The 25,630-nt window shown below is 66.4% G+C and carries 25 protein-coding genes; 5 read left to right on the top strand and 20 right to left on the bottom strand.

Translation table 11 applies throughout. The annotated features are described in order from the left end of the window. Positions 1 to 21: 21 nt before the first annotated feature. From Q0996_RS05995 to Q0996_RS06015, 5 genes are all read right to left on the bottom strand, one after another. Positions 22 to 1,533 (bottom strand): tripartite tricarboxylate transporter permease, encoded by a 1,512-nt coding sequence (locus Q0996_RS05995; RefSeq protein ID WP_299616895.1) that lies wholly within the window; start codon positions 1,531 to 1,533, stop codon positions 22 to 24. A 10-nt stretch (positions 1,534 to 1,543) separates the two neighbouring features. Beyond that, positions 1,544 to 2,005, bottom strand: a complete 462-nt coding sequence (locus Q0996_RS06000) for a tripartite tricarboxylate transporter TctB family protein (protein ID WP_299616896.1) — start codon at positions 2,003 to 2,005, stop codon at positions 1,544 to 1,546. A gap of 90 nt (positions 2,006 to 2,095) precedes the next feature. Beyond that, positions 2,096 to 3,052, bottom strand: a complete 957-nt coding sequence (locus Q0996_RS06005; RefSeq protein ID WP_299616897.1) for a tripartite tricarboxylate transporter substrate binding protein — start codon at positions 3,050 to 3,052, stop codon at positions 2,096 to 2,098. A 285-nt stretch (positions 3,053 to 3,337) separates the two neighbouring features. Then, on the bottom strand, positions 3,338 to 4,021 hold the full coding sequence (locus Q0996_RS06010; protein ID WP_299616898.1) for a GntR family transcriptional regulator: 684 nt from the start codon (positions 4,019 to 4,021) through the stop codon (positions 3,338 to 3,340). A gap of 100 nt (positions 4,022 to 4,121) precedes the next feature. After that, the gene (locus Q0996_RS06015) at positions 4,122 to 5,225 is read right to left on the bottom strand and encodes a hypothetical protein (protein ID WP_299616899.1); all 1,104 of its coding nucleotides are present in this window, start codon (positions 5,223 to 5,225) and stop codon (positions 4,122 to 4,124) included. Positions 5,226 to 5,359: 134 nt separating this feature from the next. Between Q0996_RS06015 and Q0996_RS06020 the strand changes: the two genes are divergently transcribed. After that, positions 5,360 to 6,289: a LysR substrate-binding domain-containing protein gene (locus tag Q0996_RS06020; protein ID WP_299616900.1), complete on the top strand. Its 930-nt coding sequence runs from the start codon at positions 5,360 to 5,362 to the stop codon at positions 6,287 to 6,289. Between the two features lie 342 nt (positions 6,290 to 6,631). On the opposite strand, the gene Q0996_RS06025 is transcribed toward Q0996_RS06020, so the two are convergent. The 5 genes from Q0996_RS06025 to Q0996_RS06045 are packed head-to-tail and all read right to left on the bottom strand — an operon-like array spanning position 6,632 to position 11,661. Continuing rightward, complete coding sequence (locus Q0996_RS06025) at positions 6,632 to 7,381, bottom strand: amino acid ABC transporter ATP-binding protein (protein WP_299616901.1); 750 nt, start codon at positions 7,379 to 7,381, stop codon at positions 6,632 to 6,634. A gap of 40 nt (positions 7,382 to 7,421) precedes the next feature. Then, a complete protein-coding gene (locus Q0996_RS06030) occupies positions 7,422 to 8,333 on the bottom strand; it encodes an amino acid ABC transporter permease (protein ID WP_299616902.1) in 912 nt (303 codons plus the stop codon). Between the two features lie 59 nt (positions 8,334 to 8,392). Further along, positions 8,393 to 9,229, bottom strand: a complete 837-nt coding sequence (locus Q0996_RS06035) for a transporter substrate-binding domain-containing protein (protein WP_299616903.1) — start codon at positions 9,227 to 9,229, stop codon at positions 8,393 to 8,395. 50 nt (positions 9,230 to 9,279) lie between these two features. After that, the gene (locus tag Q0996_RS06040) at positions 9,280 to 10,128 is read right to left on the bottom strand and encodes an amino acid ABC transporter permease (protein ID WP_299616904.1); all 849 of its coding nucleotides are present in this window, start codon (positions 10,126 to 10,128) and stop codon (positions 9,280 to 9,282) included. A 57-nt stretch (positions 10,129 to 10,185) separates the two neighbouring features. Then, a complete protein-coding gene (locus Q0996_RS06045) occupies positions 10,186 to 11,661 on the bottom strand; it encodes an aldehyde dehydrogenase (protein ID WP_299616905.1) in 1,476 nt (491 codons plus the stop codon). Between the two features lie 167 nt (positions 11,662 to 11,828). On the opposite strand from Q0996_RS06045, the gene Q0996_RS06050 reads away from it, so the two are divergent. Continuing rightward, a complete protein-coding gene (locus Q0996_RS06050) occupies positions 11,829 to 12,806 on the top strand; it encodes a LysR substrate-binding domain-containing protein (protein ID WP_299616906.1) in 978 nt (325 codons plus the stop codon). A gap of 15 nt (positions 12,807 to 12,821) precedes the next feature. Here the strand turns inward: Q0996_RS06050 and Q0996_RS06055 are convergent, their stop codons facing one another. The 9 genes from Q0996_RS06055 to Q0996_RS06095 all read right to left on the bottom strand — a co-directional run bounded on the left by Q0996_RS06055 (position 12,822) and on the right by Q0996_RS06095 (position 21,848). Continuing rightward, positions 12,822 to 13,403, bottom strand: a complete 582-nt coding sequence (locus Q0996_RS06055) for a thiamine pyrophosphate-dependent enzyme (protein ID WP_299616907.1) — start codon at positions 13,401 to 13,403, stop codon at positions 12,822 to 12,824. A gap of 3 nt (positions 13,404 to 13,406) precedes the next feature. After that, the gene (locus tag Q0996_RS06060; RefSeq protein ID WP_322096648.1) at positions 13,407 to 13,946 is read right to left on the bottom strand and encodes a hypothetical protein; all 540 of its coding nucleotides are present in this window, start codon (positions 13,944 to 13,946) and stop codon (positions 13,407 to 13,409) included. Beyond that, on the bottom strand, positions 13,943 to 15,040 hold the full coding sequence (locus Q0996_RS06065; RefSeq protein WP_299616908.1) for a histidinol-phosphate transaminase: 1,098 nt from the start codon (positions 15,038 to 15,040) through the stop codon (positions 13,943 to 13,945). Before Q0996_RS06065 ends, Q0996_RS06060 begins: the two co-directional genes overlap by 4 nt. Positions 15,041 to 15,272: 232 nt before the next feature. Beyond that, positions 15,273 to 16,211 carry a DMT family transporter gene (locus Q0996_RS06070; protein WP_299616909.1) on the bottom strand — a complete coding sequence of 313 codons (939 nt, stop codon included), beginning with the start codon at positions 16,209 to 16,211 and terminating at the stop codon, positions 15,273 to 15,275. A 69-nt stretch (positions 16,212 to 16,280) separates the two neighbouring features. After that, positions 16,281 to 16,604 carry a 2Fe-2S iron-sulfur cluster-binding protein gene (locus Q0996_RS06075; RefSeq protein ID WP_299616910.1) on the bottom strand — a complete coding sequence of 108 codons (324 nt, stop codon included), beginning with the start codon at positions 16,602 to 16,604 and terminating at the stop codon, positions 16,281 to 16,283. 76 nt (positions 16,605 to 16,680) lie between these two features. Then, the gene (locus Q0996_RS06080) at positions 16,681 to 17,904 is read right to left on the bottom strand and encodes an NAD(P)/FAD-dependent oxidoreductase (RefSeq protein ID WP_299616911.1); all 1,224 of its coding nucleotides are present in this window, start codon (positions 17,902 to 17,904) and stop codon (positions 16,681 to 16,683) included. Between the two features lie 13 nt (positions 17,905 to 17,917). Continuing rightward, on the bottom strand, positions 17,918 to 19,201 hold the full coding sequence (locus Q0996_RS06085) for an amidase (RefSeq protein WP_299616912.1): 1,284 nt from the start codon (positions 19,199 to 19,201) through the stop codon (positions 17,918 to 17,920). After that, entirely contained in the window at positions 19,202 to 20,404 is a 1,203-nt protein-coding gene (locus tag Q0996_RS06090) for a DUF1116 domain-containing protein (protein ID WP_299616913.1), read from the bottom strand. A gap of 25 nt (positions 20,405 to 20,429) precedes the next feature. After that, positions 20,430 to 21,848, bottom strand: a complete 1,419-nt coding sequence (locus Q0996_RS06095; protein ID WP_299616914.1) for an aromatic ring-hydroxylating dioxygenase subunit alpha — start codon at positions 21,846 to 21,848, stop codon at positions 20,430 to 20,432. Positions 21,849 to 22,277: 429 nt separating this feature from the next. On the opposite strand from Q0996_RS06095, the gene Q0996_RS06100 reads away from it, so the two are divergent. The 3 genes from Q0996_RS06100 to Q0996_RS06110 all read left to right on the top strand — a co-directional run bounded on the left by Q0996_RS06100 (position 22,278) and on the right by Q0996_RS06110 (position 24,893). Next, entirely contained in the window at positions 22,278 to 22,907 is a 630-nt protein-coding gene (locus Q0996_RS06100) for a hypothetical protein (RefSeq protein ID WP_299616915.1), read from the top strand. 42 nt (positions 22,908 to 22,949) lie between these two features. Next, the gene (locus Q0996_RS06105) at positions 22,950 to 23,579 is read left to right on the top strand and encodes a hypothetical protein (RefSeq protein ID WP_299616916.1); all 630 of its coding nucleotides are present in this window, start codon (positions 22,950 to 22,952) and stop codon (positions 23,577 to 23,579) included. Between the two features lie 297 nt (positions 23,580 to 23,876). Beyond that, the gene (locus tag Q0996_RS06110; RefSeq protein WP_299616917.1) at positions 23,877 to 24,893 is read left to right on the top strand and encodes a succinylglutamate desuccinylase/aspartoacylase family protein; all 1,017 of its coding nucleotides are present in this window, start codon (positions 23,877 to 23,879) and stop codon (positions 24,891 to 24,893) included. 15 nt (positions 24,894 to 24,908) lie between these two features. Here Q0996_RS06110 and Q0996_RS06115 read toward each other — a convergent pair. Further along, positions 24,909 to 25,630: FGGY-family carbohydrate kinase (locus tag Q0996_RS06115; RefSeq protein ID WP_299616918.1), on the bottom strand; the 722-nt coding region annotated here is incomplete at its 5' end.

The raw sequence follows: 25,630 nt of genomic DNA on the forward strand, positions 1-25,630 counted from the left end.
TGAGATGGCTGGCCGCAGGCGCTACTCGTTGCCGTGGGCGAGGCGGTCCGCTGCCACGCGCCGGCGGATCTTGATCAGCCGGCCGAGCGGCGTCGAGGCGATGCTCAACGCAGCGAGGGCGAAGAACGCCAAGGCGATCGGACGGTTAAAGAAGAGCCAGGCGTTCTGATCGAACAGGATCATCGACTGGGCGAGCGAGTTCTCCACCAGATGCCCCAGCACCAGGCCCATGATGATCGGTGCCGGCGAGAATCCGGCCCGGTTCAGGAAATACCCGACGAAGCCGGCGATCAGCATGATGTAGACGTCGGTGAGCGTCTGCCCCGCGCCATAGGCGCCGACGACACAGAGGCAGAACACGGTCGGCCAGAGGTACTGTCGGGGAATCAGCGAGATGCGCGAAAAGTGCTTGGCGCCGAGGAGCCCGAAGCCGAGGAAAACGAGATTGGCGATCAGCATGGCGAAGAAGATCGCATAGAGCAGGTTGGGTTGATTCTCGAAGAGGTAGGGTCCCGGGCGCAGTCCGTGGATCTGCAGGCCGCCAAGGATGACCGCGGCGGTGGCCGAGCCCGGAATGCCGAGCGCCAGGGTCGGCACCATGGAGCCGCCGGTGGCGGCGTTGTTGGCCGCCTCGGGGCCGGCGACGCCCTCGATCTCGCCCTTGCCGAAGTTGGCCTTGTTCTTCGACCAGCGCTTGGCCTCGTTGTAGCCGATCATGGCCGCGACGGTGCTGCCTTCGGCCGGCAGGATGCCGACGAAGGTGCCGATGCCCGACGAACGCAGGATCGTTTTCCACACGCGGCGAAAGTCCTCGACGGTCGGCAGCTTCAGTGCCGACATCCCGAAACGCTCCAGGGGTCGGTCCTTCTGTCCGGCCTGGTCCAGGAGTTCGGCCATGGCGAAGAGGCCGATGAGGACAGGGATGAAACCGATGCCTTCGTAGAGTTCGGGCACGCCGAAGGTGAAGCGCTCCACCCCCGTCGTCAGATCCACACCGACCGTGGCGAGCAGGACTCCGAAGGCGCCGCCGATCAGGTTCTTGACCGCCGATTGGCCACTGATCGAGGCCAACATGGACAAGCCGAACACCGTCAGGGCGAAATACTCCGGCGGGCCGAACTTGTAGGCAATGTTGGCCAGCAGCGGGGCCGCCAAAATCAGCACGAAGAGGCTGAAGATGCCGCCAACGACGCTCGAAGCCGCGGCCATACCGAGCGCCCGCCCCGCCTCGCCGTTCTTCGCGAGCGGATAGCCGTCGAAGGCCGTCGCCGCGGCGGGTGGCGCGCCCGGCGCATTGATCAGGATGGCCGTGATCGATCCGCCGAAAGTACCGGCGCAGTAAAGGGCCGCCAACATGGCGATTGCCGGAATGGGATCGAGATAGATGGTGAAGGGCAGCAGCAAGGCCACGGCCATGGAACTGGAGAGACCGGGCAGTGCACCGACGAGGACGCCGACCAGAGTGCCGGCGCAGATGAGAAGCAGGGTCTGGGGCTGGAGAATCTCCATCAGCCCCCCGATTACGATTTCCATCGATCCCTCCCTAGGTGCCCAGGATGCTCAAGGGGCCAAGCGGCAGGCGCAGGCCGAGCAGTAGCTGGAAAACGACGTAGATGGCGGCCGGCACCGCGACCGCGAAGGCCGTGACGAACGGGTAGTTGCGCGCACCCCAGAGGATGGGCAACACCAGGCACACGGCGAAGAAGGCAAGCGGCACACCGACGATGGGGAACAGCACCGCGCAGAGCGCCAGGATGGCTGCGGTCGCCCACATGCGCCACGGCGGTCCCGATTCGGAACTGTCCCGACCGGCGCGCAGTCCCTGAACGATCATCAGGACCGCGAGGCCGGCAATCAGTCCCAGTACCAGACGCGGCATATGGGTTGCAGGCATGCCTTGGGCCATGCCAAGGGGATCGGAGTCAAACGTCGTGGTGACAAAATAGAGCGCGGCGCAGATTGCCAGGATCACTACGCCGGGCGCCAAATCTTTGGGCCAGCCCATTGGAACGCCTCCCTATTTTTTTGTTGTTGTGTGAAAGTTTTTGCGAGGGGTGGCGGGCGCGGCGGCACCCGCCTTTGGTCCCTCGCGCGGCTACTTCCTCAGCCCGAGTTCTCCGAGCGCCACATAGATGTTGTCGTACATCTCGCGGATCTGCGCATTCCAGGCCTCGGCGCCGCCGACGCTGGAGGCATCGAGGCCGATGCCGGTCAGATAGGCCTGAAAGGTGCCGTGCTTCATGGCACTGAGCAGCTTCTTCTCGAGCACCGCAACGCGTTCGTCGGGTGTCTCGGTCATGACGATGATGCCGCGCACGGTGGAGAAGTTGGCACCTTGGATCCCCACTTCCTCGAGCGTCGGGGTGTCCGGAAGGGCTGCAAGGCGGGTCGAGGACATGACTGCCAGGGGCACGAAGTCGCCGGACTCGATTCCGTCGACTGCCTCGCCGTAATTGAGGCCCGCGGCCTGAATGTTGCCGCCCATGAGGTTGGTGATGATGGCGCCGCCACCGTCGAAGGGCACATAGGCGACCTTCGCGCCGGATTTCTTGGCAAAGGTCATGGCGGCGATGTGATCGATGCCGCCGGCCTGGGTGCCGCCCCACTTGATCGGCGACGCGGCCGAAGCAGACACGAGTTCCTCGATCGAGGTGATGCCCGTGGTCTTCTGGGCGACGACGATGATGGGATCGTCGGTCGAGCGGACCACGCCCTTGACATCGTCGATGCCAATCGGTGCGCGCCCACGCGCCATGGTGATCAGATGAGTCGGGGTGATCGCCATCAGCGTATGGCCGTCGGCAGGCTTGCCGGAGGCGTAGCTCATGGCGACGGCTCCGCCTCCGCCCTTCTTGATCTGGACGAAAGCGTCGACGCCCAGTTCCTTGCGCGCCCGGATCAGCAGGGTGCGCGCTGTGGTGTCCGTCCCGCCGCCCGCGGAAGCGTGGGTCACGACCTCGACGGGTTGCGAGGGAAAGTCGCCGGCCGCGGCGATGCCGACCGGCAGCAACAGGGTGGCCGCAGCCGCGGCCAGGGTGCGCAGGGTGTTCATTCGGTCCTCCCAAAGTTCGTTCGGCGCCTGGCGCCAGCACATCAACAGGAGGCGCTTATATATTGCCGTCAGTTAACTGTCAACAGTTTTCAGAAAACAGAAGTTACCGTGTGTGCTGCCCGTCCAATTCCAAGGCTGATGGTTTTCGCTCGAGCGTTTCGTGTTCTGACGGAACCTGCCCGCTCCGTCTTCCGACCACACCCCGATTGATTCCAGGGGCTAGTATCCTATGGGTGGTGGGGAGAGGAGTGGGCCGGAACCGATTCGACGTAAGTCGGAAACGGCCTAGACTGAGGCCGAAATTCGGGCCCAGCCGCCCGCCACATGCTGGCGCATGGCCTGCTCCGCCGCCGCGCCGTCCCGCGCCGCAAGCGCGTCCACGATGGCCCGGTGTTCCTGGTTCGAGACCGACAGGCTGCCCTTCTGGACGAGGCCGCGGCGCCGATAGAGATGAAGCTGGCTGACGATCGAGTTGTAGCTTCGTTTGAGGGCCGGGTTGCCGGCCGCCTCGACCAGCGCTTCGTGAAAGGCGAGATTGAGCCGAAAATAGGCTGAAACGTCTAGCTGTCCGGCCGCGACGTCCATCCGGTTCACGAGTTCGGTCAAATCCGCGATTTTTCCGTCGCCCGCCCGCTCGGCGATGAGGCGCCCGATCAAGCCGGACAACGCGCCGCGGACTTCATAGAGGTCGCGGGCTTCGTCCAAGGTCATCTCGCGGACAAAGAAGCCCTGATTGACGGCGCTCACCAGCAGGCCCGCCTGCTCCAGACTGCGGCAGGCTTCGCGGATCGGGCCCCGGCTAACGCTGAGGCGTGCGGCCAGCAGGCTTTCGTTCACGCGATCGCCGGCGGCAAGTTCTCCAGACATGATCATGTCCTCAATCGCCTCACGAACGATCGAGGTCAGGGTCTTCGCACGCCTTTGGCTGATTTGTTCCAGGGCGGCGGAGGTCGGTTCCTGCTTGGGCACAAGCCGGATCGTGGCCGCTTCGGTGCAAACTGTCAACGAAATACAGTTCAGACCTACCCATCGATCCCAATGCGCGGTGCACGCTTCCGGAATCGCGCCCTCAGGGCGAGTCCGGCAGACCAATCTCGTTGCGGGGGCGGGCGAAGACGGCGCGGACGTCGGGCCAGAGGTCGAGGACTTCGGCGCCGCCGGCCAGGTGCTCCGGGTGGAGGACGCCATCCTCCCAGACCGCGCGGCCGTCCAGTTCGATGGTGGGGTCGACGACGTTCCAGCTTATCTCCCCCGGCGCGTAGTCGCCGCAGGTGTGGAAGTGCAGGATGCGCGGGTTGGCGAAGGCGCAGTTGCCCCAGCGCGCCAGGTTGTCCAGGGCATCGGGCAGATAGGCGCAGCCCGGATGCATGCCGGCGTGCCAGGAGTGCACCACCGCCGGGTCGATCCCGAAGCGCTCCCCCACCTCGGCGGTATGCCGCAGAACCTTGTCGACTTCTTCCTGGCTGCCCTCGTAACGCGCGACGCGGCCCGCCTCCACGTGGGAGGTCACCGGGCTGTCCAGCAGCAAGTCGTAGGGTGTGTAGTAGCGGTTGCCCGTGCCGGTCAGGAAACGGTTGATCACCACCTTGCCGCTGAAGCTCTGGGCCGGTACCGGCTTAAAGACCGCCATGGGAAAGCGCCGGATGGTGACGTCCTCCTCCTCGCCGGCTCCGTTGGGCTTGGGGCTGCGCCCGCGGATGTCGGTGCCCAGGGGGCAGGTCATGCGGATCTCATCGGCGCTGCTCACCGCCGCGTCGATCAGAGATTTCAGCTTCAGGAAGCCCGCGTGGGAGGCGATGCCATAGCCCGAGCCCAGCATCCCCGCGTCCATGGCATAGACCATGGCCGTGCGCTGGCAGGCGCCCAGCCGGTCGAAGCGGATCTGGTCGCCGAGGCGGGCGAAGAACACGCTGCAGTCGGCGCGGCCGATCCGCTCCCAGATGTCCGGGCTGGCATCCCTGGCATCGGCGACGAAGGGAACCTTGTAGCGCTCAACAGTGAGCCCCATGGCTTCCGCCGCCTCAGCCACCGCCTCCGGCGCGCGCTGGTCGTAGAAGCCGTCAGCCGGGTCCTCCGAGAGCAGCAGCAGCCGCTCGCCCGGCTTGGCCTCCAGGCAGTGCAGCAGCAGGTTGCGCGCACCCGCCGCCGGATCGGTCCGGGGATCACCGTACATCGACAAAGCTCCAACCATCGCGCCCACCCTCTCAGCGGCGGCGCCCGGCGAATTCCAACAAGGGGGAAAACCCACCATGGCCCCTGGACGGAATCAATCGAAATTTCATAACATGGGCTATTAGAGAAATTTATATGAAACCGATCCCGCCCATATCGGCGCTGCGCGCCCTGGAGGCGGTGGCCCGGCTGAAGGGCTTCAGCCGCGCCGCCGACGAGCTGCAGGTGACACAGTCCTCCATCAGCCAGCACATCCGCCTGCTGGAGGACTGGACCGGGCGCAAGCTGCTGGTCCGTGGCGCGCGGGTCAGCGAGCCCACCGCCGAGGGGCTGAAGCTGGCCCAGGCGGTGGAAGCGGGCCTGGGGACCATCGGCGCGGTCTGCGCCGAGTTGCGCAGCCGGCCCCGGGGGGAGCGGCCGCTCACCGTCTCCACCCTACCGGGCTTCGCCCACAACTGGCTGTTTCCCCGGCTAATCCGCTTCGACGAGCTCTATCCGGACATCCAGGTTTCCATCGCCACCAACCCGGCCCCCGTCGATTTCCGCACCGGCAATGAGGACATCGCCGTGCGCTACGGCCTCGGCGGTTACAAGCGGGTGCACTGCGAGAAGCTGATGGACGAGCGGCTGTTTCCGGTCTGCGCCCCCGGCCTGACGAAGAAGAAACCGCCGCTGCGCCGCATCGCCGATCTCGCCCGCCACACGGTGCTGGTGGACGACGTGGTGCCGCTGCGCGGCAAGGCGCCAAACTGGCGGGCCTGGCTGGAGCACTGCGGAGAGGGCGCGCTGGACCTGCCCCGCACCCGGCGCTTCGGCCAGTCCAACATGGTGGTGCAGGCCGCCGTCGAGGGCCTCGGCATCGCGCTGGGCCGCGAACCGCTGGTGATCGACGCCTTGACCGCCGGCCGCCTGGTCCGGCCGTTCAAGGAAACCGCTGTCTCGGATTTCTCCTACTGGATCGTCTGTCCCGAGGACTCGCTGAAAGACCCGCGGATCGCCGCCTTCCGCGGCTGGCTCCTGGACGAGGCCGCGGCGATACCGGCGCTTCCCGACCCGCTGACCTGAGCGCGCCAAGTTGCGGCAGTGTCATTCCGCTTTGGCTTACTGCTATCGGCAAAAGCGGAGGAAGTGTTGCGGCGCGTTGGAGCCAAATTGGTCGGCTCCGAACAGGAGAGCGAAGGGTCCATCGCAGACGGCCTGCGGCTGAGGGGTTGTCACCCCCACCCCATCCCTCCCCCATCGAAGGGGGAGGGGGAAGTTATTGAAGCGGCTGAGAAAATCTCCTCCACCCTTGACGGGGGGAGGTTGGGTGGGGGGTGAGCTACACACCCGATGTCGGCCTGTCTGCCGTGCGACTGGGGAGCGGACCGGATCTGATTCGAGGGTCTTCGAAACGAAGCAAGGCCCTCAGTGGTGGGAGAGGATCTGGCTGAGGAACAGCTTGGCGCGGTCGCTCTTGGGGTTGCCGAAGAACTCGTCCGGCGGGCCCACCTCGACGATCTCGCCCTCGTCCATGAAGACCATGGTGTCCGCCACCTCCTTGGCGAAGCCCATCTCGTGGGTCACGCACATCATGGTCATGCCTTCGCTGGCGAGCTCCACCATCACGTCCAGCACGCCGGAGATCATTTCCGGGTCGAGGGCCGAGGTGGGCTCGTCGAAGAGCATCAGCTTCGGCTTCATGCAGAGGGCGCGGGCGATGGCGACACGCTGCTGCTGGCCGCCGGAGAGCTCGCTGGGATACTTCGAGGCCTGCTCGGCAATGCGCACCCGCTCCAGGTAGTGCAGCGCCGTCTCCCGCGCCTCCTTCTCCGGGACCTTGAAATTGCGCATGGGCCCGAGGGTGAGGTTGCGCAAAACGGTCAGGTGCGGGAAGAGGTTGAAGTGCTGGAAGACCATGCCGACCTTGCGGCGGATCTGCTCGATGTTCTTGGTGTCCTCGGTCAGCTCGACGCCGTCCAGCACGATCTGGCCGGCCTGATGCTCCTCCAGCCGGTTGATGCAGCGGATCATGGTGGACTTGCCCGAGCCGGAGGGCCCGCAGACCACCATGCGCTCGCCGGGACGGACATCCAGGTTGATGTCGTAGAGCGCACAGAAGTTGCCGAACCACTTCCCGACGCCGCGCATCTCCAGCATGGGGTTGGCCTGGGTCATTGCCTGGGAGTCCTTTCTGGGAACGGGCGGCGGCCTGCGGTCATCGCCGGCCCCTCTGGCCGCGCTTCTCGAGGCGGGCGAAGACCACCGCGAAGAAATAGCAGACGACGAAGTACATCACGCCGACGACGATCCAGGTCTCGAAGACCCGGGTGGTCGAGGCGGCGACCTCGATGGCGACGAAGGTCAGCTCCTGGATGGAAATCAGGGAGACGATCGCCGAGTCCTTCACCAGGGTGATGAACTGGCCGGCCAGGGGCGGCAGGATCTTGCGGATCGCCTGGGGCAGGATGACGTCGCGCAGCACGTTGAAGCGCGACAGGCCGACGGCGCGCGCCGCCTCCCACTGCCCTTTCTCGATGGACTGGATGCCGGCGCGCACGATCTCGGTGATGTAGGCGCCCTCGAACATGGCGAGACAGATCATGCCGGCCAGGAAGTTGGAGAACAGACCGATGGGGCCGAACAGGAACTCGATGACCCTGGCGGTCTCCGGCGAGGCGTTGCGCGCGAACTCGTCCACGCCGAGCAGCGGCATGATCTGGCCGGAGATGAAAAAGTAGAAAACGAATATGAAGACGACCGGCGGGATATTGCGGATCAGTTCCACATAGAGCCGCGCGACCATGCGCAGGAATAGGTTGGAACTGGTCCTGCAGAGGCCCATCACCAGGCCGATGATCGCGGCGGCAATGGTGCCCCAGAAGGCGAGCCGCAACGTCGTCAGCAGCCCGGTGACCAGCAGGTTGGGAACCAGGTCGCCGGCCTCGTCACGCCTTACGACGAACTGCAGGACGGTGTCCCAGCTCCACTTGTAGACCAGGACACTTTCGACCCGATAGGCGATATAGACCACCCCCGCGGCCACGAGCGCAAAGATCAGCAGATCGATCAGCGTCAGCTTGACACGTTTCTTGACCGGCGGCGGCAGGCGCTCGGTGGTGGTGGCCATGGCGGTTTCCGGCGGTCGGGGGCCTCCGGACAAACCGGAGGCCCCCTCCCCCACTTACGCTACTGACTCAGTTCCACGTCGCCCGCCCACTCCTGGGTCTTGAACCAGAAGTCATGGGTTTCCTTCAACCAGCCGTTGGAGGTGTGGACCAGGATCCAGTTGGAGAAGAAGTTCACCGCGTCCGGATCGCCCTTGCGCAGCGCAAAGGCCTCGTCGCCCGTGGTCAGGTTCTCCTCGGTGGGCATGAACAGCTTGCCGGGATACTGCAGGCTCCAGAAGCGCGGCTTCGGCGCCGAGCTGATGGTCGCGTGGGCATTGCCGTTCGCCACTTCCTGGAAGGCCTGGGCATCGTCGTCGAAGCGGCGCAGGCTCGCCTTGGGGAACAGCTTCTGCGCAGCCTGGCAGGGCGTCGCGCCGCGGCGGCAGGCGATGGTCACGGAGGAAGCGTTGAAGTCCTCAACCGAGAAGCCCTCGGCAAGGGCCTTGTTCGCCACCATCTGCTGACCCGAATGGGCGTAGGGAATGGTGAAGTTGACCGTCAGGTTCCGCTGCGGGGTGATGGACATGCCGCCGATGATGACGTCGAACTTGCCGGCGATCAGCGCCGGAATGATCCCGGACCAGGCCGTGGGCACGAACTCGACATCGACCTCCATGTCGGAGGCCAGCTTCTTGGCCACGTCGATTTCGAAACCGACCAGATCGCCGGCCTTGTTGCGCATGGCCCAGGGCACGAAGGTGGACATGCCGACCCGCATCACCCCGCGCTTCTTGATGTCCTCGAGCACGCTCGAGGAGCTGAGGTCCTGCTTGACGTCGGCCTGGGCCCCGGTTGCGGCCATCAGCGAGATCGCGGCAGCGCCGACAACTGACTTTACGATACGACTGAACTTCATAACTTACCTCCCGTCTTTCGATACGATCTTCCGAACTGTTTTGGCATTTCCTAGCGTCCCCACTTCGCCCCGCGCTCCAGCCAGGAGACGAAGAAGGAGAGAGAGACCGTGATCGCCAGATAGATGGCGGCCACGGTGAACCAGATCTCGAAGGCCATGAAGGTCTCCGAAATGATGTTCAGGCCCTGGGTCGTCAGCTCCGCCACGGCGATCACGCTGACGATGGCGGAATGCTTGATCAGGGAAATGATGAGCCCGGTCATCGGCGGCAGGATCAGCGGCACCGCCTGGGGCAGAATGATGTAGCGCAGCCGGTCGAGGCGGTTCAGCCCGATGGCGTCCCCCGCCTCGTACTGGCCGCGCGGCACCGACTGCAGGCCGGCGCGGATGATCTCGGCGCCGAAGGACCCCTCAAAGAAGGCCAGGCAGAGCACCCCCGCCCAGAAGCGGTCGATCCCCAGGATCGGCGCCAGCACGAAGTAGAAGAGAAAGAGCTGCACCAGCAGCGGCGTGTTGCGAATGGCCTCCAGATAGACGGTGGCGATCAGCCGCCCGGAGACCGATCCGGAGAGGCGCAGCAGCGCCGTCACAAGGCTGATGGTCAGGGTCAGGATCATGCTGAACAGCGTGATCTCCAAGGTCACCACCAGGCCCTGCAGCAGCGGGCCGAGAATGAACTCGCCGTCGATGACCCGGTAGAGGTAGCGGTCGACCCGGTACCATTGCCAGTTATAGTCCATGGACTGGGCACCGGCGAGGGTCAGCCAGATCACCGCGACGACGAAAACAGCGAACTGCGCGATGTCGATGAGCGGCGACTTGCGCGTCAGCAGCGTCGACTTGCGGGCCGGCGGGGTCCGCTCGGCCTGCGCCGCCTCAGACTGCGCTGCGTAATCCAAAGTCCGTCCCTTCCAGCACCGTCTCCTCCCGGGACACGGCGCTCTCCCCGATCAGCCTCAGAGCGTGAGCGGATTGGCGGTGATCCTGTCCAATCCGACCCAGACACTCTTAGTTTGCGTGTAGGCGGCCATGACCTCCAGGCCGTTCTCCCGCCCGAACCCGCTTTTCTTATATCCCCCCACCGGAGACGCGATGCTGACATGCCGGTAGGTGTTCACGTAGACCGTTCCGCTTTTCAGCAGCTTCGCCATCCGGTGCCCGCGGCGGATGTCGGTGGTCCAGACGCCGGCCGCCAGCCCATAGGGGCTGTCGTTGGCGGCCCGGACCGCCTCTTCCTCGCTGTCGAAGCGGGTGATGGCCAGCACCGGCCCGAAGACCTCATCGCGCCAGATCTCCATATCGTCGGAGACCGCGTCGAAGATCGTCGGCTCCACGAACATGCCGGCCCCGATGTCCTTCGCCGCACCGGGCGATCCCCCGCAAAGACAGCGCGCACCGGCCGCCTTCGCCCGCTCGATGAAGCCCAGGACCTTTTCGAATTGCATGCGGTTGGCGATGGGTCCGATCTGGGTCTGTGGGTCCATGGGATCGCCGAAGCGCAGGCCCCGCACCGCCTCGATCAGCCGCGCGGTGAAGTCCTCGGCGATCGCGCTCTGCAGCAGCAGGCGGGAACCGGCCACGCAACTCTGCCCGTTGGACTGAAAGATGCCGGAGATGACGCCGTTGACAGCGCTGTCCAGGTCCGCGTCCTCGAAGACGATCTGCGGCGACTTGCCGCCCAGTTCCATGGTCACATGCTTGAAGCTGTCCGCCGCCGCGCGGTTGATCTTGCCGCCGCCGACGTCGGAGCCGGTGAAGGAGACCTTGGCGACCTGCGGGTGGCTGACCAGCGGCGCCCCGGCTTCCTCGGGCATGCCGGTGACCACGTTGACCACGCCGGGCGGGAAGCCGGCCTCGTCAAAGACCTCCATCAGGGCAAGGGTCGAGGCCGAGGCGTGCTCCGAGGGCTTGACGACCACGGTGTTGCCGGCGGCCAGGGCCGGCGCGATCTTCCAGACCGCGATCATGATCGGCGAGTTCCAGGGCGTCACCGCCGCCAGCACCCCCAGCGGCTCGCGCAGGGTGTAGTTCAGGGTGTCGGCGCGGTCGATGGCGGTGACCCGCCCCTCGATCTTGTCGGCGATCCCCCCGTAGTAGCGGAACCACTCCGCGACGTAGCGGATCTGTGGTACGGTCTCGGCGATCCGCTTGCCGGTGTCGCGGGTTTCCAGCTCACCCAGGTCGCGGGCGCGCGCTTCCAGGCCGTCGGCCGCCTTCATCAGCAGCCGGCCGCGCGCCGCCGGCAGGGATTGGGCCCAGGCGCCGTCCTCGAAGGCGGCGGCGGCGGCGGCCACCGCGCGCTCCACATCGGCGGCATTGCAGCGGGGGATGCGCGCCCAGGGCTTGCCGTCGAAGGGATTCGACGTCTCAAACCATTCGCCTGAAGCCGGATCTTCCCAACGCCCTGCGATGTAGAGCTGATAAGACTTCACGAGCGCATGTCCCTCTTCTCGAAGCCGGCGAAAGGATCAGCCGGCAGACCAGCGGCCGGGTCCCCGGATGCCATATTGCAGTATCGACGAATGGAAAGCTTAACAATAATGCTTTATTTTGGCATACAGATTACTAAATATTATACTTCGCTTGGGAACGGAACCGAATGATCACCCTTCGCCAGATCGAGGCCTTTCGCGCCGTCATGATATCGGGGACTGTGACCCAGGCCGCGAGCATGCTCTTCGTGTCCCAGCCGGCCGTCAGCCGGATTCTCGGCGACCTGGAGCGCGAGGTCGGCTTTAAGCTGTTCACCCGCGCCAACCGCCAGCTCATCCCGACCGACGAGGCCCGGGCGCTCTACGACGAGGTGGAGCGCGCCTTCATCGGCCTTCAGCAGATCGATCAGTCCGCCGCATCGATCCGTCAGTACCGCGGCGGGCTGTTCCGCCTGATCACCATTCCCAGCCTGGCCTCGACCATCATGGCGGACCTGATCGCCCGCTTCGTCGAGCGCTATCCCGATATCATGGTCTCCCTGGAGATCCGGCCCTCGCAGCGGGTCTTCGAATGGATCGTCTCGCAGCAGTGCGACATGGGCCTGGCCTCTACCCCCACCGACAGCACCAGCGTGGTCACGCGGCCCATCGCCATCGCCAACGCGGTCTGCGTCCTGCCGGAGGGCCATTCCCTGACCCGCAAGAAGACCATCCGCCCCAAGGATCTGGCCGGGTTGCCCTTCATCTCCTACAAGAGCGACGCCGCCTTCCGCCACAAGGTCGACGAGATTTTCGCCCAGTCCGCGGTGGTGCGCGATATGAAGCTGGAAGCCCGCACAACCGAAGGCATCTGCGGGCTGGTGTCGGCCGGTCTCGGCGTTTCGGTGGTGGCCCCGGTGGTCTCCACCGAACCCTTCCCCGGCGGCCTCGCCTTCCGCGCCTTCCAGCCGGCGATCCCCCAGGAACTGACGCTGATCTATTCGGCCGCCAAGTCGCTGTCGCGCCTTTCGGTCCAGTTCATCGACGTAGTGGAGGAGTACATGGCCGAAATCCGCCCGGCCCCCGTGGCCAAGGGCGGTGTCGGGCTGATCCCCTACGGTGCCCCAGGCACAGAGGCCGGCAGGCGGCGCCCCGGCTCAAAGTAAGTCCGGCAACCGCGCTCAAGCAGAGGACGATATGCGCTCTCTCAAGGCCTGGCGGAAAGTCTCGCGCGACGCCGCGCTGTGAATGGCGGGATAGTCCTGCGGATAGGCCGTCCCCTGCGCGACCGCCAGCACCACGAACACCGGGCCCTCGAGGCGCAGGATCTCGCCCACCCGGTCCTCGAAGTCTTCGAGCTCCGAGAAACTGAAGACGTTTGGAATGCCGGCGGCCTGTGCGATGCCGGCAAAGTCGACGCCGCGGCCGCCGGGCACGGGAAAACGGCCATTCACCTCGTATTCGCCGTTGTAGCAGAGGAAGTGCACGAGGTTCTTGGGCGCCGCGTTGGCGATGGTCACCAGGGCGCCCAGGTTCATCAGGAGGCTGCCGTCGCCGTCAAGGACGACGACCTTTTCCCCCGGGCAGCCCAGCGCCAGGCCCAGCGCGTGGGAGGAGGCCTGGCCCATGGCGCCGGTGCAGAGATAGTTCAGCGGATGGGGCCGGATCGCCATCCAGTCGAACGCCGACTGATAGACCGGAACGACGATGCCGTCGGGGTAGTGGTCGGCCAGGACCGAGAGAGCCGCGTCGCGTTGCATCATGGGTCAGGCCGGGCTCCGTGGAACGAGGAAGACGTGCGGTTTCGATGCCGCATAGCAGTCGTCGATGGTGGTGGCCATGGCGGCGGCGTCATCGTTCTGATCGAGGACGCTGTGGCTCAACTGCATGGCGTCCATGATCGGGCCCATGATGCGAACGCCCAGCTTGTCGGACTCCGCCGGGGCGCGATCCGCTTCCATGCCCTGCAGGCCGACGATCATGACCACGGGAAGCGCGTACTCCACCGCGATGGCGCGAATGGCGTTGATCGAGTCCAGAAAGCCGGTGTGCTGGATCAGCAGGACCGCGCGCTCGTCGCAGTAGGACAGGCCGGCGCAGATCGAGATGCCTTCGTCTTCCTTGCAGACCTGCACCAGCCGCAGCCCGGGGTCGCGCGTCACGGGCCACAGCAGCGTCTCGCAGGTGACGATGTCCGGCAGCGCGACCACGGTGCCGATTCCCGCCTGCTTGATGGATGCGATGATCGCGGCGCCGCTGACCGGCGCCGCCCTATCCGCGGTCTCTATGGCAGCCTCCCGCATCACGCGGCACCCTCCATCTTGAAGAACCCTTCCATCGCGTCGGCCACCGCATCCATCTCGCTTTCCAGCCCGATGGTGAAGCGAATGCAGTCGGCAAAGCGCGGCGACGCCAGGCGGCGGGCCTGAATGCCCTGAGACAGCAGGTAGGCGTCGGCCGCCACCGCCGTCCGTGTCGGGTCCGGAAAGCGCACCAGGACGAAGTTCGTCTCGCTGGGATAGACCTTGAGGCCGAGGGCCGCCAGCCGCTCACCGAAGGCCGTCCTCAAGCGCTTGGTCTCGGAGAAGACAAACTGCCGATGGGCTTCGTCTTCCAGCGCCGCCAGGGCCGCCGCCAGGGAGAGGCTGGAGAGCGGGAAGGTGCTGCCGATCCGCTTGACCGCGTCGACCACCGCCGGGGCCCCGTAAAGCCAGCCGACCCGCGCCCCCGCAAGGCCATAGATCTTGGAGAAGGTGCGCGTCATCACGATGTTGTCAAAGGCCTCGACCAGGCGGTCGGGCCGTTCGTAGTCGGGCCTGTCGACATATTCCGCATAGGCGGAGTCCAGCACCAGCAGCACACCGCCGGGAAGGCCGGCCCGCAGCCGCCGTATCTCGTCGGCAGTGACCAGCGAACCGGTCGGATTGTCCGGGTTTGCCAGCATCACCATGCGTGTGCGCGGCGTCACCGCCGCCAGAAGAGCGTCCACATCCGCGGTGAAATCCCGGTCGGGCGCGGACACGGGCACTGCGTCGTTGGCGTGGGCGTAGTTGGGAATCTTCTGATAGCCGTTGACGCTGTAGATCAACTCGTCGCCGGCCCGCAAAAAGGCCCGCGCCAGCCGCGACAGCAGATCGTCCGAACCGGGACCGCAGGCGATGCGGTCGATGTCCAGCGACTGGCTCTCGGCGATGGCCGCCGCCAGCCGGTCGGGACCTTCCTCCGGATAGCGCTCCAGATCGCGCACCGCAGCCTCGGCGGCACGATAAGCCTTGGGGCTCGCGCCGAAGGCACTCTCGTTGGAAGCGATACAGATCCTCGGCCGCAGCGCACCGCCTTGCGGCGTGATCATGTGGGGGCGGATGTTCAGGAGTCCGGGGCGCGGATTGAGAGCGGACATCTCTGTTTCCCTTTGCTTCTCTTTCGAAGCCGTCGGGTGACGCTCCGACGTAGGCCCCTGCGCGGGGGCTGCACGATTGGGGCAGCTGCAAGCGCCTGGCGCGCCTGTCGTTTGCACACGTCGGGTATGATCTGCAGATCGATCTATAAAATCAAATGAGTATTATTACCCTTAATATTCGCAGACATTATATTGCAGGTCCTGCCAGAGAGACACCGGCGTGCGCCCATCTTCAGGATTCTTTGGCCTTCAACCGCTCGCGCCGGCTGATGTAGGCGGCACTGCCGACGATGATGGCCCCGCCCAGCAGCGACCAGGTATCTGGGAACTCGGCAAAGGCGAAATAGCCGATGGCACCGGCCCAGATCAGGCGCAGGAAATCGAGCGGCAGCACCAGCGTGGCGTCGGCGAGTTGCAGCGCGCGGGTCATGGCCAGGTGCCCGGCGGAGCCCAGACAACCGATCAGGAACAGAAAGAAAAGCTGTTCCCAGGTCGGCGTGGACCAGACCCAGAGCGCCGGCAGGAACGTCAGAGCGGTCATCAGCACTGCATTCCAGGAAACGATGCACAGCGGCGATTCGGTGGTCGAGAGGGACTTAACGACGATCATGGCAAGACCCCAGCAGGCCGAGGAGATCAGTACCATCCAGACATAGATATCGATCTCCTGAAAGCCGGGCCGCAGCATGATGAGGGCACCGAGGAAACTGACGGCGATGGCGATGCTGCGCCGCAGCCTGATCACTTCGCCGAGAAAGATCACCGCGCAGAGCGATGCGAAGACGATGCCGGTGAAGCTGAGCGCCGTCGCATCGGCGATGGGCACGAAGGCGAGCCCGGTGAACCAGAGGGTCATCGACACAGCGCCGATGATGCCGCGGACGAGATGGGTGCCCGGCCGGCTGGTTTTCATCACCTCCCGGCCGCTGCGGAGGATCAGCGGCAGCAGAAAGAGCAGGCCGAAGAGGTTGCGGAAAAATGCCACCTCCAGAGTGTTCATGTCCTGCCCGACATGGCGCACCAGGGCATGCATGACCGAAAGGATCAGGGTCGACAGCGCCATGAAGAGGATGCCGCTGACCTGCCGGCGCGCCGCCCGGCGCTCAGGCGTAGGTTCCTTCCCCTCTCCCGGCGGGCCGGGAAAATAGGCCTGCAGGCTGCCACTGCGCATGGCGGGTAAGAAACGGGGGCGCCTCATGGGGTCGATAGGGATGAGGCGCGGGTCACGGGTCTCGGCGCGTTAGTCTTGGGTCTCAGGCGTGCGCACGAGCAGCCCGTCGAGGCTGTCGGCGATCTCGATCTGGCAGGACAGGCGGGAAGTCTCGGTCCGCGGCGCGGCGGCGAAATCCAGCATGTCGTCCTCGCCGGCTTCCCGCGCCGGCAGCTTGTCGATCCACGCGGGGTCGACATAGACGTGACAGGTCGCGCAGGCACAGGCACCGCCGCAGTCGGCCAGGATACCGGGAATGTTGTTGTTGCGCGCGCCTTCCATGACGCTGAGGCCGTTTGCCACATCGACGGTGCGCTCGGTGCCGTCGTGCTCGACATAGGTAATCTTGGTCATACTCGTCCCGTATCTCCAGCCCGCTGCGTGGATTCGCGCGCGCTGCCCCCCGGCCTCGCCGCGCCCCGCTACGCTCTCACTTTGCCAGGGCCGCGCCAAGCGCCTTGAGGTCACTCTGCGGATCGGCAAGTGCTTCCGCGGGGGGCGACTCGCCTGCCTCGATCCAGCGCTTGCCCATCATATAGCTGCGCGGGTCGTTCATCGCATCCACCGCCAGCAGTTCGTCGCCCCGATAGTACCAGACAGACTGGGCCCGGGCCCCGCCGCCGGCGCGCACCACGGTCTTGTCGTAGCCGGCGGACAGCCCGGCAATCTGCAGCTTGACGTCGTACTGGTCCGACCAGAACCAGGGCCTCGCGCGATAGCCGGCCGTGCCGCCCATCATCGAGGCCGCGGTAGCCTCAGCCTGGTCGATGGCGTTGCCGACGCTTTCCAGACGCACCCGCCCGCCGCGATAGGGAAAGGAGGTGCAGTCGCCCGCCGCGAAGATGGCGGGGTCGGAGGTGCGGCCGTCACCGTCGACGCGGATACCGTTCTCCACCGCCAGCCCCGCCGCCTCGGCCAGGCCGGTCGACGGCCGGATGCCGATGCCGACCACCGCGAAATCGATGTCCAGGCTGGTCCCGTCGGCAAAGCTTGCGGCAGAAACCCGCCCCTCGCCCGTCAGGCCGGTCACCGCCGTGCCCTCGCGCAGGTCCACGCCGTGGGCGCGGTGCAGATCGGCGAAGAAGCCCGAGGTCGCCGGCGCCGCCACGCGTTGCAGAATGCGTTCAGCCATTTCGACCAGGGTCACCGCCAGGCCGCGCGCCGCCGCCACGGCGGCGATTTCCAGGCCGATGTAGCCGCCGCCGATCACCAGCACCCGTCTGCCCTCGACGAACTCCGCTGCCATGGCGTCCGCATCCGCCAGGGAGCGCAGGGTGTAGACCCCGGCCAGCGTCCCGCCGATCTCCCCGGGCAGGCGGATCGGATCGGAGCCGGTGGTGAGCGCGAGCTGGTCGTAGGCAAGGTTCTCGCCGTTGTCGAGGGCCACGGCCTTCGCGGAGCGGTCGATGGCGGTGACCGTCACGCCGCCGCGCAGCTCGATCCCCTGCTCGCCGTAGAAGGTTTCCGGGCGCAGATAAAGCCGCTCCGCGTCCAGTTCGCCCATCAGGTATTTCTTGGAGAGCGGCGGGCGCTGGTAGGGCGGCGCGTGCTCGCTGCCGATCAGCGTGATCGATCCGTCGTGGCCCAGCGCACGCAGCTTGGCCGCCAGGGACGCGCCCGCCTGTCCTGCTCCAACGATCACGATCCGCGACATGGCGGACTCCTCTCTAGGCCAGCCGCTGCTGGACCCAGAGCGCGGCGGCCAGCAGCCTGCGGTCGGCGCCGCGGCGGCCGACCAGTTGCACCGAGAGCGGCAACCCCTGCGGGCCGCTGCCGAAAGGAATGGAGATACACGGCATCCCCAGCAAGGTCCATGCGCGGCTGAACAGCGGATCGCCGGTGGCGCCCAGGCCTGCGGGTGCTTCGCCCGGCGCGGCGGGCGCGAGGATCACGTCGATGTCGGTGAAGAGCACATCCATGGCACGCACGGCCTGCGCCGTGATCCGCCGGGCTTCGTCATAGGCCTCGCGTGAGATGGCCAGACCGCCTTCCACCAGATCCGCGAAAGCCTCGCTGATCCCATCGCGGTGCCGGTGAAACTCGAAGGCCCGGGCCCGCGCCGTCTCGAAGGCCATAATGACCTTCTGGCACTCGGTGAGTTCGGCAAAGACCTCCGGATGCGCCTGCTCACCGGTCTCCGCGCCCTGGCCCGCCAGGGCCTCCAGGGCACGCTGGCAGACGTCACGCATCTCCAGCGAGCCTTCCCACCAATGGGGCCCGCGCATCAGCGCGATCCGTGGCGCGTCTTCGGCGAAGTCGTCGCCCAGCGCCGCCGGCTCGCGCGTCAGCACCGCGCCGGCCAGGGCCAGATCCTCCACCGTGCGGGCCAGCAGCCCCAGGGTGTCGAGGCTGGGCGACAGACCCATGACGCCCTGCAGGTCATAGGCGCCGAGGCTCGGCTTGTAGCCCAGGATCCCACAATAGGCGGCGGGCCGGATCAGCGAGCCCGCGGTCTGGGAGCCGAAGCCGAGCGGCGCCATATCGTCGGCCACGGCGGCGGCCGAGCCGCTGGAGGAGCCCCCGGGGGTATGGCCCGGGTTGCGCGGGTTCGCGGTCTTGCCGGGGTTGAAGTAGGCGAATTCGGTGGTGACGGTCTTGCCCAACGGCACCGCGCCGGCCTGGAGGAACAGCTCGACGCAACTGGCGTTGCGCGGCGGCTGAAACCCCTCGTAGATCGGCGAGCCCCAGCCGGTGGGGAAGTCGGCGGTGTCGATGATGTCCTTGATCGCAAAGGGAACGCCGTGGAGGGGGCCGGCGGCCGGACCGGCATCGGCAGCCCGTGCCGCTGCCAGCGCCTTCTCCGCGTCGAGATGGATGAAGGCGCCGACCTCCGGCTCGCGGGCCTCGATCCGCGCCAGGCAGGCGCGCATCACCGCTTCCGCGGAGAAATCGCCCCGCGCGATCCCGGCGGCGATTTCCGTGGCGCTCAGACTATTCAGGGGCTGCTCCATCTAACCCCCGAGCGCCGCCACCGCATCGCGGAAGGGGGCCGCCGGCATGTCGTAGATCCCGCCGCCGATGCGCCCCGCGTGACCTTCGCGGTCCAGCATTCCCAGGCCGACGACCGGACCGGCCCCGAGACCGGCGGCGGCCCGGGCGGTGATGCCGAGGCGGATGCCGAGAGCCTGAAAGCCCGGATGCTCAGCGGCCAGCAGACTTGCAACCCGCGCATCGCTGTCGGGCGGTAGATAGGGGCCGAGGCGCTGCATCTGTTCGGGCGACAGGTGGAAGGCCATGGCGCCGAGACCGAAGGCTTCCACCACCGCGCTGTCGCCGATGGCGCCCAGGGCGCGCTCCGCCGGAAGATCGACGTCCAGGGGACCCTTGGGCGGTCTCGCCGCCGCGGTGAACCAGCGCCCCGGCAGGCCGGAGACCTGAATGCCCACCGCCGCGCCGTTGCCGGCGGCCGCCGTGACAAAGCTCGACCCATCGATGCCCGAGGCCGCGGTCATCATGCATTTCGTGGCGGCCATCCAGAGATTGAGGAACAGGCTGGGCGAGGAGGCCATGAACTCCAGAGTCCCGGCATCCTGAATACCGCCCGGCGTGTGCGCCTGAAGCTCGCCGACCAGCGCCTCGGTGGCGGCGATGGTGCGGCCATGGCAGTCGTCCCCGGCCTGCAAGCCGGCAACGGCCAGCGGAATCAGGGCTATGCCCTCGCCGATGCCCTGCTGCAGGGTTTCGCAGAAGGGGCCGTTCAGCCAGCGAATGTGGTCCAGCACCGCCTGCTCGCGCAGGCCCAGACGCATCGACGGGCGCGACCCGCCGTTGATGGGCGTATAGACCCGCGGCCCGTCACCCCCGGCGCTGCGGACCCCATGCAGCGGCATCGACGCGCTGACCACCGCCGCCAGGGGCGTCACCACGCCATGGTCCTGTGCCGGAGCCAGAACGATGTCGCCGGCGGCGATCATGGCCTCGGCGGCATCGAAGTCTTCGGCCAGGCCCTCGAAGACCGCCGCCACGCAGGCGGAGTTCAGGATCGGCCGGGTGATCTCCGCGGCCGAAGCGAAGGGCGGGCCGGCATGAAGCAGCACCTGCTTTTCCAGGCCCACCGCCGAGGCCGCTGGTTCCAAGCAATCCCACAGCGGCTGGCTTGCCGCCATCCGCTCGCAGGCCAGCCGGTCCGCCGGATGCAGAGCCTCCCCCGCCATGACGATCTCCCCCGTTTGTCGGCGTCTACAGAGCGCCGGATTGCCTTTGTTGGTCGTGCTCCTGCGGCGCGGCGCCCATCTGCGGCCCGCCTTGCCAGCTCGCCTCGTAATCCTCGAGCCCGCGCCGGATGAAGGCGGCACGCTCCTTGCCCTGAAGATGGTCCGCCGACATGTAGATCTCAGCAACCTTGTGGGCAACCTCCTTCAGCAGGGCCGCATCGTCATGCCCCTCCTGCGCGGGGATGCGCAGCATGGTGTCGCCGCCATAGGTCGGGATCGTGCCGTTGAAGATCAGCGCCGGCTGGGCGGCGTCCTCGCCGGCCTGAACCGCCCGGATCGCGGCGCGCAGCGTGCGCCGCACCTTGGCCACGCCGCGGTCGGTGAAGCCCAGGTTCTCCCGGGCGTGGACGTTCTTGGGTCCCTGCGAGGCCCAGGCGTCGTAGTCGCCGGGGTCGCGCTGGCGCTGCTCGTAGGGGCGGTCACCGCCCTGTCCATAGAAGTCGGTCTTGCCGTAGCCCACCTCGTTCCGGTCAGTCAGGCCCTGCGGATCGTCGCCCTCGCGGAAGTGGCGCCAGGCGATGACCATGGTGTTGGTGTCGTCGATGGGCGTCACCCAGCGGCTCAGCCCGCAACGGCCGAAGTAGCGCGGCCCGTCGGGCACCGGAAAGTGGCCGCCGTTCTGCGTGAAGCTCGGCAGCATTTTGTCGTGGATGCGCAGCCAGATGATGTCGCCCACCCGCCGCGTGTTGGTATAGAAGCTGCCGTAGGGCCGCTCGAAGAACTCGATGGCCGGCAACTCCGCGAAGGCATCGATGAACTGGGTGCGCACCGCCTTGGTGTGGAGATAGACCACGTGGAAGGGATCCCAGGCGTTCTCCATCACCTGCAGCCAGTTGCAGGGCGAGTTGATGAGGTAGGGGATCATCTCGTCGCCCTCCTCGTCGAAGGTATCGAAGACCGGGAAAGGCGGCATGCTTTCCTGCGGGCCCATGTAGGTGAAGGCCAAGCCCTTGAACTCGATCACCGGATAGGCGCCGAGACAGGCCTTGGTCTTGATCTGGCTGGCCGGGGGTTCGCAGGGCGTCTCCAGGATCGTGCCGTCGGGCGCATACTTCCAGCCGTGATAGCTGCAGCGGATGCCGCCCTCCTCGATGATACCGAACTCCAGCGACATGTTGCGGTGGGCGCAGTGAAGATGCACCAGCCCCAGGGTGCCGCCCTTCTCGCGGAACAGCACCAGATCTTCGCCCAGGACCCGCACCCGGAGGGGCAGATCGCCCACCTGATCGGTCATCGCAAAGGGCATCCAGTAGCGCCGCAGATACTCGCCGCAGGGCGTGCCCGGCCCCACGTCGGTCAGCTCGGGATCGGGCTCGGCGGTCCACACCTGCTGGCGCTCGTGTCCCCGGAAGCGGCCGCTGGGAATTGCGAACTCGGTTGTCATCTTTAGACTCTCCACTCCTCAGATCTCGGACGGGCCGGGCGCTCCATCGGATGCAGCCTACCGCCTGCGACGGCGGTCGCGCATCGGGTCAGCCGGTGCAGCGGGGCGCGATGGCCACGACGGTCCCGTCTTGCGCCCTCCGGGCGCCACAAAGGCGCGCAAGGACACAGAATAAGGACGTCCAGCGGACCAATCTAAGGAAGGGTTCATATGATGAAAAGTGATATTTATTCCGAGCCAAATAACCAGAAATTATAAACACCACAGCCTTGCCAGAGCGCTGCAACCGAACCACAAACCATAACCCTGGTGAATGTGGGATGTATGATAAATCAATTGACCACATGCATTGATGGCCGAAGAATATTTGCCTGAGAATGGGTTGGCGTGTGGATCGGGCCTGCGCGTCGCCGGAAAAGTGAGGCGAGCATGGGGGAACGCGCGCGCACAGCGGTCAACCGCGGACGCGTCGAGTGGACGGGCGACAATCCGGGGATCTATCTGAAAACAGAAGCGGGCGGCGACTGGACGGCGCTCGCCGTCTCGTTTCAGATCACCCTGTCGCCCCACGGCCGCGGCCGGGCCATGGTGGTGCTGGGGTCGCCGGATGAGGCCGCGAGCTACCCCGACGCACCCAACCTCTGCATCACCGACAACCCGCCACTGATGCACTATCTGATCGACGGTTTCCTGTCCAAGTTCCCAACCTTCCGGGGGCGTGCCGGCCTTGGCGCCATGCGCTTCCTGCCGCTCACCGAGATCCTGCGGGAGGGCTCCTACGAGACCCGCTATGTCGAGACCATGAAGAGCAACGACACAAGCCTTGCGCTGACCTGGGGCGACCTGGGGGCGCCCTTTGCCGTCGAAGTCGCGCCGGAGCAGTCCGCCACCGGCGAACACGACATGTACTCCCTGTTCATGGAAGCCCGCTCCGGCGGGATTGCCGTCGACGGCCAGGTCCTCCCGGGCGAGATCGTCGAGCGGCCGTTCTTCGGAACGATGATGAGTTCGGCCTTTCTCGCCTTGTCCGAAACCTGGGTCACGCCCAACGCAACTTAGGGCCCAACGTAGTTTAGGGCCCTACACAATTTAAGGACCGCCATGCCAATCCAGCCTGCCGTCAATCCCGGCGCGATCGACTGGTCCGGGGAGAATCCGGGGATCCTGCTGAAGGAGGACCCCGACGGGCCCTTCAGTGCCATGGCGCTGTTCTTCCGCATCGCCTATTCGCCGGTGGGCCAGGGCGAGGCGCTGCTGCTGTTCGAAAAGCCGACAGTGGCCGAGAGCCTTCCGGCCGTGCGCAACGTGATGATCAGCACCAGCGAGGCCTTGGGTCATTTCCTTGCCGACAAGTTCATCGCAAAGCTCGCCGCTTTCGCCGAGGCGCCCGCTTTCGCCGCGATGCAGCACGTGCCGGCCCGCAATGTCCGCAGCGAGGGCGATCCCCTCGACCGCTACGCGGAGATCGTCGAGACCGAGGATTTCACGGTGGAACTGCGCTGGAGCGAGCTGGGCCCGCCCATCGCCCTCGAACTGCCGCCGAGCCTGACCGGTCCCAAGGACCGTGAACTCTTCACGGTGCTGGTGGAGGCCCGCTCGGCCACCATCCTGATCGACGGCGTAGCGCTGCCCGGCGTGCCCGTGCCGCGGGTCCAAGCCGGCATCGAGACCACCACGGCGTTCCTCTATTTCTCGGAGACCTGGATCGTCCCGGAAGCGCCGGCAGCCTGACAGCCCAACCCAAAATGAAACCTTGTGCTTCAAAGGCTCCTACCCTCCACCCACACAAACCGTCATTGCCGGACTTGTTCCGGCAATCCATGGAAGTCCGGAACTCGGTCCTTCCATGGACCCTCGGGACAAGCCCGAGGGTGACGACCTGGGGAGGGGCGACGTTAGCAAGCCATTGACATCAAGCCATTCATTTCGGGTCAGACTCTAACGGACATGGCATGATGGCTGTGTCTGCGGAAGGGCGGCAAACCGCTCCTCAGCTAGTCTCTGCGTGACGAGAACGGAAAGACCGACGTGAGTTTTGACTGGTCCCTCAGCCGTATCCACTGCCCGGTCGATCTGGCGGCGCGCGGCAAACGCGCCGGGCATCTCGAACTGCCGCACTCGGACAACGCCAATCCCCTGGGGTACTATCCGATCCCCATCATGACCATCGTCGGCGGGCCCGGACCGACCACGCTGCTCACCGGCGGCGTCCACGGCGACGAGTTCGAGGGGCCCGTCGCCCTGCTCGACCTCTTCCACGACCTGGAGCCGGACGACATCAAGGGGCGGCTGATCCTTCTTCCCGCCCTCAATGCCCCGGCGGTGCGGGCCTCCGCGCGGGTCTCACCGCTCGACGGCGGCAATCTGAACCGCGCCTTTCCCGGCGCGCGCGACGGCGGACCCACGGCCATGCTGGCCCATCTGGTCGAGTCGGTTCTGATGCCCCACTGCGATGCCGCCATTGACCTGCATGCCGGCGGCCAGGCCTCGGTCTTCGCACCCTGCGCGCTGGCCGCGCGGACCGCCGAGGGTGAACTCAGCCCGGAGAACATGGCCCTCGCAGAGGCCTTCGCCGCCCCGGTGATCTGGGTGCTGGGCCGGCACAACGACAACCGCTCGGTCAACGCGGCGGCAACCCGGCACGGCCTGCCGATGATCGCCGCCGAACTCGGCGGCAACGGCGCCGTCACCCCGGCGATCCTGGAGATTGCCAAGCGCGGCCTGCGCAACTGCCTGGGGCATCTCGGCCACCTCGAGCGCAGCGCCCCGCCCGCCGAGCCGGTAGTGAAGGTCGAGGTGCGGGCCGCGGATCACAAGGTCTGCCTGCCCTCCGAAGGGCTTTTCGAGCCCCTGGTGGAGGCCGGCGAGCGCGTCGCCGAAGGCGCGCCGATCGCCCGCTTGCATTCGCTGGAAGACCCCGCCAGGGAAGCGCTTACCCTTCACGCCCCCACGGCGGGCCTGGTCCTCTCCCTCGGCACCCGCGGCTATGTGCGCCACGGCGACTTCGCCGCGCTCATCGCCACGGTGATCGACGAAGCGGCCTGATCGAGCCGGATCGCCCTACTCGTCAAGCTGATCGAGCCTGTCGTAGAGCGGCGCCGCGCGTTCGTAGAGTTCCTCGAAGACCGGTGCCATGCGGTCGTAGCGGTCGCGCCAGGCGGGGTTCGGCGCGACCTCCCGCTCGTAGCGCACCATGGCGGAGACGGCGGCCTGGAGGTCCGGTGCGTCGCCTACGGCGACCGCCATCATGCAGGCGGCCCCCACGACCCCGCATTCGAGCTCGGCAGGGATCAAATAGGGTACGTCGAACATCGAGGCCTTGATGGCGACCCAAAGCGCCGACTTGGCGCCGCCACTGGCGGCCACGAAACGCTCCGGCCGTCCACTCGCCCCCTGCAGGGCATCGAGCTTGCGGCGCACCGAAAAGGCGACCCCTTCCAGCACCGCGCGGTGCAGTTCCGGCAGGCCGTGGGCGGCGGTCAGCCCGAAGAACTGGGCGCGGGAATTGGCGCTGGCGCCGAAACGCTCACCCGAGAGGTAGGGCAGGAAGAAAAGGGATCTCGCACCACAGTCCGCCCGCTCCGCCGCCTCCGAGAGGTCGGCGTAGCTCACCTGATTTTCGTGAAAGGCCCGCCGCGCCCAGCGCACCGCATCGCCGCCGGCGTCGAGCAGCGTGAAGCTCGCCCAGTTGCCCTCCACCGTCGCGACATTGGAGATCTCCGCATCGATGATCGGCGCGGCATGCAGGACCGAGATGATGGTCGAGGTGCCGGTGACGTCGG

It is taken from the genome of Pelagibius sp. (genome assembly GCF_028289705.1).
Taxonomy (GTDB): Bacteria; Pseudomonadota; Alphaproteobacteria; order Kiloniellales; family Kiloniellaceae; genus Pelagibius.